Origin of the sequence: Streptosporangium sp. 'caverna', assembly GCF_003203775.1 — a bacterium.
Classification (GTDB): domain Bacteria; phylum Actinomycetota; class Actinomycetes; order Streptosporangiales; family Streptosporangiaceae; genus Streptosporangium; species Streptosporangium subroseum.
In genome coordinates this window covers 11186711-11200121 of the sequence record NZ_CP029711.1, presented here as the reverse complement: position 1 = coordinate 11200121, position 13411 = coordinate 11186711, and the positions used below count along the sequence as shown (strand labels likewise).

Sequence of the window (13411 nt, the reverse complement as noted above, 5' to 3'; positions counted from 1 at the left end):
TTTCGCACCGTGAGTGGCGTGGGCGCGACTATTTCACGGGGTCGTGAGCGCGGCGGTTTCGCGAAGACGGCGCGCGGCCGTGACCACGTTGGCGAGTGCCGCCTCGACCTCGCCATAGGTGCGGGTCTTCAGGCCGCAGTCGGGGTTGACCCAGACCCGATCGGCGGGCAACGCCCGCAACGCCGTCCTCAGCAGCTCCTCGACCTCCTCGGCGGCGGGCACGCGCGGCGAGTGGATGTCGTACACCCCCGGGCCGAGCCCCCTGCCGAAGTCGCCCACGGCCGGCTCGCCGAGGATCCGCGCGTGTGACCGGGCCGACTCGATACTCGTCACGTCGGCGTCGAGGGCGTCGATCGCGGCCAGGATCTGGTCCGCGTCCGAATAACACAGGTGCGTATGGATCTGGGTACGGTCGCCGGCACCGGAGGTGGCCCGCCGGTAGGCGTCCACGGCCCACTCGAGGTAGGCGTCCTGCGACGCGCGGCGCAGCGGCATCAGCTCGCGCAGCGCGGGCTCGTCGACCTGGATGATGGAGATGCCCGCGGCTTCCAGATCCTGCACCTCGGCACGGACGGCGTCGGCGACCTGGAACGTGACGTCGCGCAGCGGCAGGTCATCGCGTACGAACGACCACGCGACGATGGTGACCGGCCCGGTCAGCATTCCCTTGACCGGCATGCCGGTCAGCGACTGCGCGTACCGGGCCCAGCGCACGGTGATCGGTGCCGGCCTCCGGACGTCGCCGTGGAGGATCGGCGGCCGCGTGCAGCGGGAACCGTACGACTGCACCCATCCGTGGCGGGTGACCGCGAAGCCGTCGAGATGCTCGGCGAAATACTGCACCATGTCGTTGCGCTCCGGCTCACCGTGGACGAGCACGTCCAGCCCGAGCCGCTCCTGCAGGGCGATGACCCGCTCGATCTCGGCCCGGACCCGGTGCTCGTACCGGGCCTCGTCCAGCTCTCCCGTGACCGTCGCCGCGCGGGCCGCCCGCAGCTCGGCGGTCTGCGGGAACGAGCCGATCGTGGTGACCGGGAGCAGCGGCAGCCGCAGGTGCTCGGCCTGCGCCGCCGCCCTCACCGCGTACGGACTCCGGCCCTCCCGCGCCGATCCCGCCTCAACCGGCGCCGCGAGCACCGGCGCCGGCTTCGGCGGCCCCACGGCCGACATCACCGTCGCCGACGATCCCTCGACCGTCGCCGCCGATCCTCCGACCGGCACCGCGGACGCCGGCCGCACCGAAGGCGCGGCTCCACCGCGCGGGGTCGAGGCCAGCAGAGCGGCCAGCTCGACCACCTCGGCCACCTTCTGCTCCGCGAACGCCAGCCGCCGCCTCAGCGCCGGATCGAGGTCCGTCTCGAGATCCGCGTCGTACGGAACGTGCAGGAGCGAGCAGGAGGTGCTCACGACCACGTTGTCCACCCGGTCGCGTACGGCGAGCAGCGTGGCGAGCGCCCGCTCGGTATCGGTACGCCAGACGTCACGCCCGGAGATCACGCCCGCCACGACGATCTTCCCGGCGAGGACGTCCAGCGTGGAGAAGTCACCGCTCCCGCCGTCCACAGGTCCGCCGTCCACAGGTCTGGCATCCACAGGTCTGGCATCCACAGACCCGCCGTTCGCAGGCCCGCCGTATGCCAGGGCGCCGTGCACCAGGTCCACCCCGATCGCCTCGACCGGTGTGCCCGCGAGGATCGGCAGTGCGTCGCCGAGGTCGCCGAAGTACGAGGCGACGAACAGCGACGGCCGCTCGGTCAGGGAGCCGAGCCGCTCGTAGGCGGTCCGGACGGCGGCGAGTTCCGCGTCCGTACGGTCGGCCACGAGCGCCGGCTCGTCCAGCTGTACCCAGTCGACGCCTTCGGCGGCGAGCGCCCCGAGCAACTCCTCGTACACGCCGAGCACGTCGGCCAGCCGGTCCAGCGGCGCGAATCCGGCCGGGCTTTCTGGCGCCGCCTGCGACAGCAGGAGGAACGTCACCGGACCGACGAGGACGGGCCGCGTCTCCAAGCCCAGCGCACGCGCCTGCCGTACCTCCGCGAGGGGTTTGTCGCCGGTGAGCGCGAAGACGGTGTCGGCGCCGATCTCCGGAACGATGTAGTGGTAGTTCGTGTCGAACCACTTGGTCATGCGCAGCGGCGCGATCCCCTCGGCACCGCGCGCCATCGCGAAGTAGGTGTCCTCCACCGACCTCCCGCGATACCGCTTGGGCACCGCGCCGAGCAGCATCGCCGTGTCGAGCACCTGGTCGTAGTACGAGAAGGTGTTGGACGGCGACGCGCCCAGGCCAAGCGCGTCGAGCCGCCGCCAGCTCTCCTCCCGCAGCCCGGATCCCACGCCGTGCAGATCCTCGCGAGTGGAGCGACCGTCCCAGTAGGACTCCAGAGCCCGCTTCAGCTCACGGCGGGGACCGATCCTCGGATACCCGAGGACCGTGGAGGTGGGAAATGACGATGTACGTACGGCGGTCACGCTGACTCCATGCACTGAGGCGGATCGGACGGCAGAATCCTGCCCGTCCCGCGCCTCTCAGGCTCGATCCATTGATACTGCTTATGGATGGCTCCGGCATGCGTCATCGGCGAGGAGACCCTGGTGGGGCGTGAATCCTGGTCGCTGCGAGAACTCGACCGCTTCACCGCGAGACCAATCATTCGCCTCGCTTATCCATGATCATCGGCTTCTTCGCAGCGGAAATCGCCCGCCACGGAGCTTCGGCCCGAACTCATACCCTCCGCAAGGCGGATGGGCCGAGCTGCCCGTCGAGGAGAAAGGACAGCCGACGGTCTCGTCGAAACCCGCCGAGCCGGCCGAGATTCTCCCCTCGTCGGGAGAACGACGACCGCCACCGACTGAGCAGAGCGAAAAGCCCGAAACCCGATTATTCGCCGTACCCTGGCGAGCAGAGCGCGTCGGCCACCGATTAGTTGGGGTGTTCATGCTTGGGTACAGTTTCGAGTGGATCATATTTCTGCTGTTACTCGGTGTTCTTTTCCTGGGAGTCGTGTATCTCGTGGCGAGCGTGCTGATCCATCGCTACTCGGGCGACCGGTGGCCAAGAGGGTGATCGCGAAGACCCTCCACGCCCTGACCGCTCCGTCTGGTTTTTACACGTTCACCATCGCCCGAATTCATTGCCCGCATTCGCGTCGGCAAGGCCGCATGACCGGCTCGCGATCCGATCGGATGCCGTTTCACCAAGCGGCCCGGGGAGAGCCGCCTTTTTTCTGGTGCTCGCCCACCAGAATCGGAAGGCTTGTGACCCGGCCACTGACGAGATCGAGCCGGAACGACCGCCACCCCTCGACGTAGAGCAGGTGGCGCCCCGTTCCGTCGAGGCTGAAGACAACCGTGAGGGACGCGGTTCTGGGCCTGTCCAACTGAGCGAGAACCTGCGGCGGTTCTTCCCCGGTAACCGAAATCCGTTCGATGGCCGACCCGACCGCGTAGACCAGGGTCTTGCCGTCCGGTGCGTAGGCCACTGATCCCAAGGGCCGGAAACCCTCCACCGCCCTGACCAACCGGGTAGCGCCGAACAGCTCCGATCCCGGCCGGCTGACGTCGAGAATCCGCAGGCCTCCTCTGCTTGACGCCAGCGCCAGGTCGTGACCGTTCGGCGCCCAGGCCAGGCTCGACACCATGTCGGGTTGACGCGTGCTCCAGTCCCGACGGTGACCGGTCGACAGGTCGACCACGGACACGGTCACTCCGCCGACGACGCCGAAGGCATACGCGAGCCTGGTGCCATCGGGGCTCAACGCGATGACATACCCGAGGTCGAGTGGGTCGGTGCCGAACTCCGGAATGAGCACCGGTGTGTCGGGACGCCCCTTCTCGTCGAGATGGATTCGAAAAAACCGGATGGGTGAGTCCGGCCCGGTCCATCCGGACAGTACAAAAGTACGGTTGTCGGGTGCCGCCGCCAGCACCTGCCACGACGACTTCACACCGGGTGGCAGCGGAACATCGAACAGGAACTTCCCTGTTCTCGCGTCCTGCACGCTGGGGCGGACCGGTGTAAAGGTCGCCGTTTTTGAGTTCGCCGGAATGAACCGCGCTATCGGTGTCCTGGCAATCATGATGAAGCGCGGTGGGCCGGTCGCCGGCAACGGCGGACCGGTCGCCTCGGGCATCTGAAGCAGCGGGCCGGTCGCCCTGGGCGTTCGAACAGGTGGAACGGTTACCCCAGGAGGTGGAAGGGTGATCCCGGACACCTGAACAGGTGGGGTGACGGCCCCGGCCGGAGCGGGCGGGAGAGTGGTTCCCAGCGTCTGAGCGGCAGGTGGAACGGCAGGCAGACTGTGCGCCGTCCTCTTGAGCAATGTCCTCTCACTGCCATCGCCTTCGCTGCACGCCCCGGTGAGCATCATCCCGGTCATCCCGATCACGGCTAATCCCACACGCATACAGGGGTGCATTCTTCCCGCCGATTTCTCTTGCTTCGATTGTCCGTTCACCGACCGTCGTACCACCTGTATCAGACGTCAAAAATTCACGACCGGTTCAGCGGTTCACGTACGGCCATGAAATCCGGTCGTGCCCGACGGAGCCTTGGCATGGCCGGCCACCCTGCTGCAGTCCGGCCATCCCAATATGGCCATGATCACCGCCGGTACGGCTATGCGTTTCACCGCTCGCTCACCTCGTTTCGGCTGCGACAAAACCCATCTGCAAAAAATCACATCGTCAAGGTGCCGGGACCGTGGTGCCTTCACCAGGAGAATTATGTTTTCGGGCGCCACAGGGTTGCCTGGGCCTATACGTCGAGTTATCGTTTTTCAATAATATCGAAAACCGATAAGGAGATCACAATGGGGAAGCCGGTATCCGCACCCGGCTCAGAGCGGGCGCTACCTTCGACGTGGCGCGTTTCCTGGCTGAAGTGGCTGCATGTGACACTTCTGGTGGCGCTTCTCGCCGTCACCGTTCTCGCCGCGTGGCAACTCGCCACAAGCGTCATGCTGGTTCTCGGCCAAGGGCCGGCGATTCCCGTATCGATCCCGATCGACAGCATTCGCATCGACCCCCCGCTACCGCCGGGCGTCGAGCTCTCCGGGGATCATCTTCAGGCCGCGGTCCGGGTGGAGGATGGGGACCTCGCCATCGGGATCTATCACCTTCTGACCTGGTTGCCCCTGGCCGTAGTGAACATCCTGTCCTTCTGGTGGATGGTGCGGCTTCTCGGCGCCGGACGCAGGAGCGACCGCTCCCTGTTCTCCGCGCAGACGATCCGCAACCTCCGTCTGATCGGTGTGGTCCAGCTCGTCGGCGCGTCGGTGATCTGGCTCACCGCGAATATGGTCCAGGGCACGCTCTCCATCCATGTGCTCGGTACGGGCGCCTACTACGGCGACCTGCCCCCGTACGTTTTCACCGGAAACGCCCTCATCGGCCTCTCCGCGCTGGCCGTGTCCGAGATCATTCGGAAGGGACAGCACATGCTTGAGGATCTCGAAGGAACCGTCTGACGGAGGACGACGGCCGGGTCCATGGCGTCAGGTCATGCTCGACGAAATGCCCGCCGAGCGGGGCAGCCGAGCCGCCAGAGCGTCCGAAGGCCTACCAGTGCCCCGGGTGGGTGAGCGACGGCGGCACCTTGGTGTGGGCGTCGCCCTTGGCCGCGTCCAGCTGGGACTGGATGAGAAAGATGCTGTCGGTGAGGTCGGCGCCCCTGAGGTCGGCATCTCTGAGATCGGCCCCGGTGAGGTCTGCCGTTCTCAGGTCGGCGCCTCTCAGATCGGCACCGATGAGATAGGCCCCTCTCAGGTTGGCGCCTCTCAGGTCGGCGCCCTTGAGTTTGGCTCCGATGAGGTCGGCTCCTCTGCGGTCCTTCTTCTTGTGCCGGACTTCGGCTCGCACGAGTTCGCTCGCGCGCAGCAGCAGGACATTGACGTCTCGCCGGAGTGTCGCCACGTCCAGTTTCGCGAGGGCGTCGGGGCTGTTGTGAGTGAGGCGTTCGATCTCCTCCAACGCGAGGCCGAGCTCACCGTGGAGGGAGCGGGCCGGTTGCAGCGTCAGCGCCTCGGTCAGGTACCAGAGCAGCTCGTGGAGGTCCCGGACGATCGGGAACACCTCGAACATCTGCCGTGCGGTTCGCGGGGCCTGCCGCCAGTCCTGCCCGCCGAAGGTGATCTGGGAGACCTTCTGCCCGGCGCCGAAGCAGTCGTAGACCGTGCAGCCCCGAAAGCCCTGCGGCCTGAGGCGCGTGTGAATGCCACAGCGGAAGTCCGACTGCAGGTTGGGACAGGCCTGCCCGGCGTTTTTGTTGATCGCGAAGTCCGTCGAGGCGGAGAAGGCCGGTGCGACACAGCACAGGGCGAAACAGCTCTCGCAGTCGGCTCGCAGGCTGAGGCGCCCCTTTTCTGAGGGTGACGCTGCGATGGACGCCGAGACGGGCGCTGCGGCTGACGCCGAGGCGGGCGCCGAGGCGGGCTCTGTGTGTTCGCGTTTGTCGGACAACGTGCGCGGTCTCCTGTACGAGGCAGCCGTGCCGGTCGCGGCCGGCGAAGAACGGCTCTGAACAGCACTTCAGCAACCGGCTCTGGGCGGTATTTTCACCACGCACCCTAGCCGACCTCGTTCAGGCCGTCGCCGCGGGCGGGGCCGCTCCAAGGTCGCCGAGCATGGCCTTCACTCTCCGGTCAACCGCTGGAACAGCTCCCACGAAGCACGCTCGACCCAGTTGTGCAGCAGCTTTCCGTCTTCGCGGACCGCCCAGACGGCGGTGCCCGTGAAGGCTATCGGCCGCTGGTCGGCCGCCGTGCCGAGCACCCCGTTGTTTTTCCCGGTTATGCGCCAGCGAGACGTGACACGGCTTCCGTCCTCATTCTGGAATGACTCGATGACTTCGAGGTGCAGGTCATTGATTTTCTCCAGGAAGTTCCTGACCCACTCCTTGAAGCTCTCCTTCGAGACGACATCCTCGCCACCGCTGGTGATGACGAAGTCGTCGACCACGAACCTGTCGATCGCATCGGGATCATGCGCGTTCCAGACGGCGTCCCAGAACGCTTCCACAATCTCGACCGATGTCGGATCGCTCATCTCCGCCGTCCACGACGTGCCGGAATTCTCCATGCCGATGATCTTCGATGGTCTTTTCAAGGATAATTCGGGCTGTGGGCCCGGCCGGCAGCGGCCCGCCTCTCGGGCTCGATCCATCGAGGCCGCTTATGGACGGGCTCCCGAGCACGAGGCGCGGGCGAGCTGGCCATACTGGAGTGTGGATCCCGGCCCGCCGCTGCGAGACATCGGCTGCTTCGCGCTCGTCGCCCAGCACCTCAGCTTCTCGCGCGCCGCGGCCGAGCTGCACATGTCCCAACCGGCGATGAGCCAGGCCATCGGCCGCCTGGAGCGATCCCTGGGCATCCGCCTCTTCGAGAGGACCAGCCGGGAGGTCCGGCTCTCGGCGGCCGGCAAGGCGCTCCTGCCCTATGCCGACGCGATGCTGGAGGCCTCCGCCGCGCTCATGGCCGAGAGCACACGACTGGCCATGTCGGCGAGGCCGACCATTCGCCTGGCTTATCCGCTGATCGTCGGGCCTCTCGCGGCGCGGATCACCCGCCGCCTGGCCCGGCGCAAGCCCGCGATCGATGTCGAGCTCAGGGCGGCCGGGTGGAGCACCGCCACCTCAGCCCTGGAACGGGGCGACATCTCGGCGGCCATTCTCAGCACGCCGTTCCCCCGGGAGTTCACGACCGCCGCCCGTTTCCACGTGACGGTCGGTCACCTCGCCGTACCGGCGGGCGATCCCATCGCCGCCATGTCGCGGATCCGGCCCGAGCAGCTCGCCCGATACAAGATCCTCATGCCGCGCAACCGCACGCCCGGCGGCATGTGGGCGCGGTTCGCCGCCCAACTGCGAGGACCGCACCAGCACCACGTGGTGGCCGACGACATCGACGACTTCGCGGCCGCGCTGGACCTCGTGGCCGCCGGTGTCGGCCTGCTGCCGACACCCCATCTGCTCGTCAAGGCCATCCGCCGCCATGACGTCCACTTCGTCCCGCTCGATGCCGGGGACCTGCGCATGACGTACGGACTCGCCTGGTCCCCCCAGCACGTCTCGCCCGAGCTGATGGTCCTGGTCCAGGCCGTCCAGGAGGCGTTGTGGACGAGGTAGGGTCTCCGAGCTCCGCTCAGCCCGTCCGGCACGCCGTACGAATGCCGCGACCTTGACCTCTTCGCTCCTGTCGTGTGAGCGCGCAACAAATCGTGTGACCGCGTAACGAAAGGGCAAGGTGCGGAACTGTAGATGGGAGAGGAAGAGGAGGCCATGCGACCCGGTCGGACAGAAATCAAGCGAAAAGGTGTCAGACCAGGTCAGAGCGGGAATCTTCCTCCCCGGACCCGAAGCTCTCCGCCGGAGCGCTTCGGCGGAGAGGGCGCGCCAAGTATCGGCGAGGCCGATACGCCCCCGAGCCGGGACGAGCAGCAGAACGTTCTAACATTACGAATGTCCTAAATGTCCCATATGGAGGAAGCGATCGTGGAATCGTTCACGGGCGGCAGACTGCCCCCGGACGATGTCGTCGTCGCGGCCCTGCGCGCCGGAGACGAAGCGATGTTCGCGACGCTGCTGGACACCTGGTCGCGAGGGATGTTGTGGCTGGCCCGTTCGCACGTGTCCACCAACGACTCGGCCGAAGAGGTCGTGCAGGACACCTGGCTGGCGGTGATCAAGGGGATCGACGGCTTCGAGGGCCGTTCGTCGGTCAAGACCTGGATCTATCGGATCCTGGTCAACACGGCCAGGAAGCGCGGCGTGCGCGAGAACCGCACGGTTCCGTGGAGCAGCGTCTTCGAGCAGGAGCGACCGACGGTCGACCGCTCGTCTTTCCAGGGCGTGGACGACCCTCTCCCGGGCCACTGGAAGTATCTCCCCGCGATCTGGCCGACTCCGGAGGGCGAGCTGCTCGCCGCTGAGGTGCGCGTCCGGATCGGGGCGGCACTGGCCGAATTACCCCCCAGACAGCGAACCGTGATCACACTGCGCGACGTCGAGGGGTGCACTTCTGAGGAGGTCTGCGAGATCCTGGATATCTCCGCGGCCAACCAACGCGTTCTGCTGCACCGCGCCCGCGCGGCGGTGCGCGAGCAACTGGAAGATTATTTCGAGACGGCGAGGCGGTCGGCGTAGTGAAAACGGTTCAGTTTCAAGACGGTAAGGCGGTCGAAGTTGTGAAGCGGTTCAGCTGCGACGAGTTAGTGGAGCTCGTCACCGCCTTCCTGGAAAACGACCTCGACGAATCCACCCGTTCCCGGTTCGAGGAACATCTGGTCAGCTGCGAGGGCTGCGAGAACTACCTCAGCCAGTTCCGCACCACCGTCGACGCCCTCGGCACGCTGAGGATCGAGACTCCCGGCGCGCCACGGCACGAGGGTCTGCCGGGCGACGAAGGCCTGTCACGCGCCACGCGCGACCGCCTAATGTCCGCCTTCCGCGACCGGCGGACGGCCTGAGTCCGGGCCTGAACGTGAGTCCGCGCCTGATTCCGCACCCGCGCCCGAACCCGAGTCCGTACCCGATTCCGCATCCGCGCCCGAACCCGGATCCGCGCCCGCGTCTACACCGGCACCCGCACCCGCTACGCCCGCGCCTGCGCCCGCACCTGCGCCTGCGCCTGCGCCTGCGCCGAGGAACGCTCCGCACAACTCCCTGAGCACGCGCTCCGGAACGCCGTCGGTTCCGAGATGGCCCAGCGCCGTGATCGTCGCCCGAACCTGTTCCAGGTAGCCGAGGCAGCCGGCGCATCCGGCCAGGTGAGACTCGAAGCGCCGCCTCCGCCTGGCGGGCAGCGCCTCTTCGAGGTAGTCGGTGACAAGCCCCAGAACCTCACGGCAGCCTGCCGATCGGCCGAGGCGAGACCCGGCTCGCATCATTCCCACTCGTGCCCCATGTCACGTAGTTCCGCTTGCGGAGCGATCCGTTACATCCCGCTCCTCTGTAACGTTCGCGCGCTTCGCGGATCTATAGACCCATACATATCGGGCGAAAGGGGAAGAGGATGACCGGTCTGACGACCGAGAACGCCCTGATCCGGAACACCTCGGACGTTGAGGACTTCGCACGGGGCTGCTTCCTCGGCTCCACCGGCGATCAGGTGGGAGTGGAGCTGGAGTTCCTGGTCTTCGACCGTACCGCTCCCGATCTCCAGGTCCCGATGGACAGGATCTCCGATGCCCTGCCTCCGCTGCCCGGAGAGAGCAAGGTGACCTTCGAGCCGGGCGGCCAGCTCGAACTCTCCGGCACCGAGGGCTCGTTACCGGATGCGATCACCCGCCTCGCCGCCGACGTGGACGTCACCCGCAGGGCGCTGTGGGACGCCGGCATGGCGCTGGTCGGGGTGGGTCTCGACCCGCTGCGCCCGTCCCGGCGGCAGTTGCACCTGCCCCGGTACGAAACGATGGCCGCGTTCCTCGGCGCACCGTACGGATCGCTGATGATGTGCTCGACGGCGTCGATCCAGGTCAACCTGGATCTGGGCAGGAATCCCGCGGCACGGTGGGAGCGCGCGCACCTGCTGGGTCCCGTCCTGGTGGCGGCCTTCGCCAACTCGCCGCTCAGCGAGGGCCGGCCGCATGGATGGATGTCGGGCCGCCAGCGGGTGTGGGAACGGCTCGACCCCACGCGGACGACCCCCGTCCCCCTGGTCGACGATCCCGCCGCGGCCTGGACGGACTACCTGCTCGACGCCCGGCTCATGCTCGTCGGAGAAGAACAAAAAGGATATAAAGGGCGCGAAATCCGCGAAACGGATGGGGCGCGCGGGAAAGAGGGGCAAGCCGGGGCGATCCATGGCGGCTCGACCCTCCGTGACCGGCTGGGCTCATCCGCCCACTCGCTGACCATGACGGACCTGGCCTACCACGCCACGACCCTCTTCCCTCCGGTACGGCCACGCGGCTGGCTGGAGATCCGCTATCTCGACGCCCAGCACCCGGCGAACTGGCCGGTGTGCGTGGCGGTGACCCACGCTCTCGTGATGGACGACCGTACGGCCGACGCGGCGATGGCCGCGGCTGAGCCGTACGCGGCGATGTGGTCGCAGGCGGCGCGCTGCGGTCTGGCGGACCCGGGGCTGCGGAAGGCCGCCGACGCCTGTTTCCGGGCGGCCATCGAGGCGCTGCCCCGCCTGGGGGCGAGTGCGGACCTGGTCCGCGAGGTGGCCGCGTTCGCCGATCGCCATGTGACACCCGGCCGATCTCCGGCCGTCGACCTGCTGGATCTGGTGAGCGGACCGGGACGGCGCCTGCCGGCCTGGTTGACCGAGGAAGAACCGGCCTGACCTCCTCCCCGCGGCTGGAAGCCCGGGGTCTCCACTCACAGGGAGATTTCAATGAGCGACTTCAAGGAGCGGATCGCCGCCGAGCTGATCTCGGTGCGGAACCGCTCCCTGACCTATACCGACGCCGAGGACGACGTGCTGCTGCGGCAGCACTCACCGCTGATGTCACCGCTGGTGTGGGATCTGGCGCACGTGGGCAACTACGAGGAGCTGTGGGTGCTGCGGGAGGCCGGAGGGATCACCCCGCTCCGGCCCGAGATCGACGACATGTACGACGCGTTCATGCACCCGCGCAAGGACCGTCCGAGCCTGCCCATGCTGGCGCCGGTGGAGGCGCGCCACTACATCGAAGGCGTGCGCGGCCGGGTGCTGGACGTCCTGGACAAGATCGACCTGCACAGCCCCGATCCTCTGCACCGGGGCGGTTTCGTCTTCGGCCTGGTGATCCAGCACGAGCACCAGCACGACGAGACGATGCTCGCCACCCTGCAGCTGTCGAAGGAGCCGGGCCTGGTCCGCGACGGCGACCTGCCGCCCGGCAGGCCGGGGGGCGCCGAGGAGGTGTTCATTCCCGCCGGGTCCTTCCTGATGGGGACCGACACCGAGCCGTGGGCCTACGACAACGAACGGCCCGCCCACCGGGTGGAGCTGCCCGGCTACTGGATCGACAGACTCCCCGTCGGCAACCGCGCCTACGCCGCCTTCATCGAGGAGGGCGGCTACGACGACCCGCGGTGGTGGACTCCGGAGGGCTGGCAGTGGCGGCAGGAGAGCCGCGCCTTCGCCCCGCTGTTCTGGACCAGGGACGGCGGCACCTGGTGGCGCAACCGCTTCGGCCGGACCGAGCCCGTGCCCATGGACGAGCCCGTCCAGCACGTGTGCTGGTACGAGGCCGACGCCTACGCCCGCTGGGCCGGTAAGCGGCTGCCCACCGAGGCCGAATGGGAGAAGGCCTGCGGCTGGGACCCCGAGGCCGAGCGGTCGCGGAAATATCCGTGGGGCGACGACGCTCCCGGGACCGACAGGACCAACCTCGGCCACAGGGCGGCACGGCCCGCGCCGCTCGGCGCCTTTCCCGCCGGGGCCAGCGCCTACGGCGTCGAACAGATGATCGGCGACGTGTGGGAGTGGACCGGCTCCCGCTTCCTGGCCTATCCCGGCTTCAGCAGCTTCCCCTACCCCGAGTACAGCGAGGTCTTCTTCGGCGGTGACTACCGGGTGCTGCGCGGCGGATCCTGGGCGGCCGACCCGGCCGCGGTCCGCACGACGTTCAGGAACTGGGACCACCCGATCCGCAGGCAGATCTTCTCCGGCTTCCGCTGTGCCCGCCCGGCCTCCCCGGAGCGCCCGTCCTCCCCGGAGCAGAAGTAGATGTGCCGCCACACGGCCTGGTTGGGCCCCCCTCGCACCCTCGACTCACTGATCCACGAGCCCGAGCACGGTCTGCTCCGGCAGTCCCACGCCCCGCGCCGGCAGCGATACGGCACGGTCAACGCCGACGGTTTCGGCATGGGCTGGTACGACCCCGCCCGCGCGGAGCCGGTCCGCTACCGCCGTGCGATCCCCATGTGGACGGACGCCAACCTGCCGGCCCTCGCGCAGGTCGCCCGCTCGCACTGCCTGCTGGCCGCCGTACGGTCCGCCACCGTCGGCATGCCGATCGAGGAGACCGCGACCGCGCCCTTCGCCGACGGACCGTGGCTGCTCAGCCACAACGGCCGCGTCGCGCGAGAGGCGGTCAGGGAGCTGGCCGACGACGCGGAGAGCTCCTGTGACGCCGCGTGGCTCGCCGCCGCGGTGTTCGAACGGCGGCGCGCGGGCCATCCGCTCGGCGACGCCCTGGCGGAGGTCGTCATCCACGCCGGGACCAAGGACCCCGACGCCCGCCTGAACCTGCTCGCCTGTGACGGGGGGTCGATCGCCGCGACCGTCTGGGGCGACACGCTCTTCCTCCATCTCGACGACGGCGTGCTCGTGGCGAGCGAGCCGCTGGACGACCGGCCCGGCTGGCAGGCCGTACCGGAGCGGACCCTGGTGCTCGCCTCTCCCGAGGGCGTGCACTTCCAGCCGCTCTGACCCGACAGCGCCCCGGCCGCGATCCGACGAACCGCCAGGTGAGAAGGATC

General features: G+C 68.1%; 12 protein-coding genes. 7 read left to right on the top strand and 5 right to left on the bottom strand.

Annotated elements, in window-relative coordinates:
• Positions 1-33: 33 nt before the first annotated feature.
• The gene (gene metE / locus DKM19_RS48560) at positions 34-2469 is read right to left on the bottom strand and encodes a 5-methyltetrahydropteroyltriglutamate--homocysteine S-methyltransferase (protein WP_110705300.1); all 2436 of its coding nucleotides are present in this window, start codon (positions 2467-2469) and stop codon (positions 34-36) included.
• A 722-nt stretch (positions 2470-3191) separates the two neighbouring features.
• Positions 3192-4130 carry a WD40 repeat domain-containing protein gene (locus DKM19_RS48555; RefSeq protein ID WP_162642372.1) on the bottom strand — a complete coding sequence of 313 codons (939 nt, stop codon included), beginning with the start codon at positions 4128-4130 and terminating at the stop codon, positions 3192-3194.
• 423 nt (positions 4131-4553) lie between these two features.
• Between DKM19_RS48555 and DKM19_RS48550 the strand changes: the two genes are divergently transcribed.
• The gene (locus DKM19_RS48550) at positions 4554-5465 is read left to right on the top strand and encodes a DUF2975 domain-containing protein (RefSeq protein ID WP_162642370.1); all 912 of its coding nucleotides are present in this window, start codon (positions 4554-4556) and stop codon (positions 5463-5465) included.
• A gap of 91 nt (positions 5466-5556) precedes the next feature.
• Here the strand turns inward: DKM19_RS48550 and DKM19_RS48545 are convergent, their stop codons facing one another.
• Complete coding sequence (locus DKM19_RS48545) at positions 5557-6456, bottom strand: pentapeptide repeat-containing protein (RefSeq protein WP_369987657.1); 900 nt, start codon at positions 6454-6456, stop codon at positions 5557-5559.
• Between the two features lie 171 nt (positions 6457-6627).
• Positions 6628-7074 carry an ester cyclase gene (locus DKM19_RS48540; RefSeq protein WP_204358580.1) on the bottom strand — a complete coding sequence of 149 codons (447 nt, stop codon included), beginning with the start codon at positions 7072-7074 and terminating at the stop codon, positions 6628-6630.
• Between the two features lie 145 nt (positions 7075-7219).
• Here DKM19_RS48540 and DKM19_RS48535 point away from each other — a divergent pair, with 145 nt between their 5' ends.
• From DKM19_RS48535 to DKM19_RS48525, 3 genes are all read left to right on the top strand, one after another.
• The gene (locus tag DKM19_RS48535) at positions 7220-8119 is read left to right on the top strand and encodes a LysR family transcriptional regulator (RefSeq protein ID WP_162642368.1); all 900 of its coding nucleotides are present in this window, start codon (positions 7220-7222) and stop codon (positions 8117-8119) included.
• A gap of 366 nt (positions 8120-8485) precedes the next feature.
• Positions 8486-9136, top strand: a complete 651-nt coding sequence (locus tag DKM19_RS48530; protein ID WP_204358579.1) for an RNA polymerase sigma factor — start codon at positions 8486-8488, stop codon at positions 9134-9136.
• Between the two features lie 41 nt (positions 9137-9177).
• The gene (locus DKM19_RS48525; RefSeq protein ID WP_110706519.1) at positions 9178-9459 is read left to right on the top strand and encodes an anti-sigma factor; all 282 of its coding nucleotides are present in this window, start codon (positions 9178-9180) and stop codon (positions 9457-9459) included.
• Here the strand turns inward: DKM19_RS48525 and DKM19_RS52440 are convergent.
• Positions 9424-9876 (bottom strand): zf-HC2 domain-containing protein, encoded by a 453-nt coding sequence (locus tag DKM19_RS52440; RefSeq protein ID WP_239514556.1) that lies wholly within the window; start codon positions 9874-9876, stop codon positions 9424-9426. The genes DKM19_RS48525 and DKM19_RS52440 overlap by 36 nt on opposite strands.
• A 128-nt stretch (positions 9877-10004) precedes the next feature.
• On the opposite strand from DKM19_RS52440, the gene DKM19_RS48515 reads away from it, so the two are divergent.
• From DKM19_RS48515 to egtC, 3 genes are read left to right on the top strand one after another with little or no spacing between them, the layout of a single operon-like run.
• Positions 10005-11285: a glutamate-cysteine ligase family protein gene (locus tag DKM19_RS48515; RefSeq protein WP_110705294.1), complete on the top strand. Its 1281-nt coding sequence runs from the start codon at positions 10005-10007 to the stop codon at positions 11283-11285.
• 51 nt (positions 11286-11336) lie between these two features.
• Positions 11337-12656, top strand: coding sequence for an ergothioneine biosynthesis protein EgtB (egtB, locus tag DKM19_RS48510; protein ID WP_110705293.1), 1320 nt, complete (start codon positions 11337-11339; stop codon positions 12654-12656).
• Positions 12657-13361 carry an ergothioneine biosynthesis protein EgtC gene (egtC, locus tag DKM19_RS48505; RefSeq protein WP_110705292.1) on the top strand — a complete coding sequence of 235 codons (705 nt, stop codon included), beginning with the start codon at positions 12657-12659 and terminating at the stop codon, positions 13359-13361.
• Positions 13362-13411: the final 50 nt, after the last annotated feature.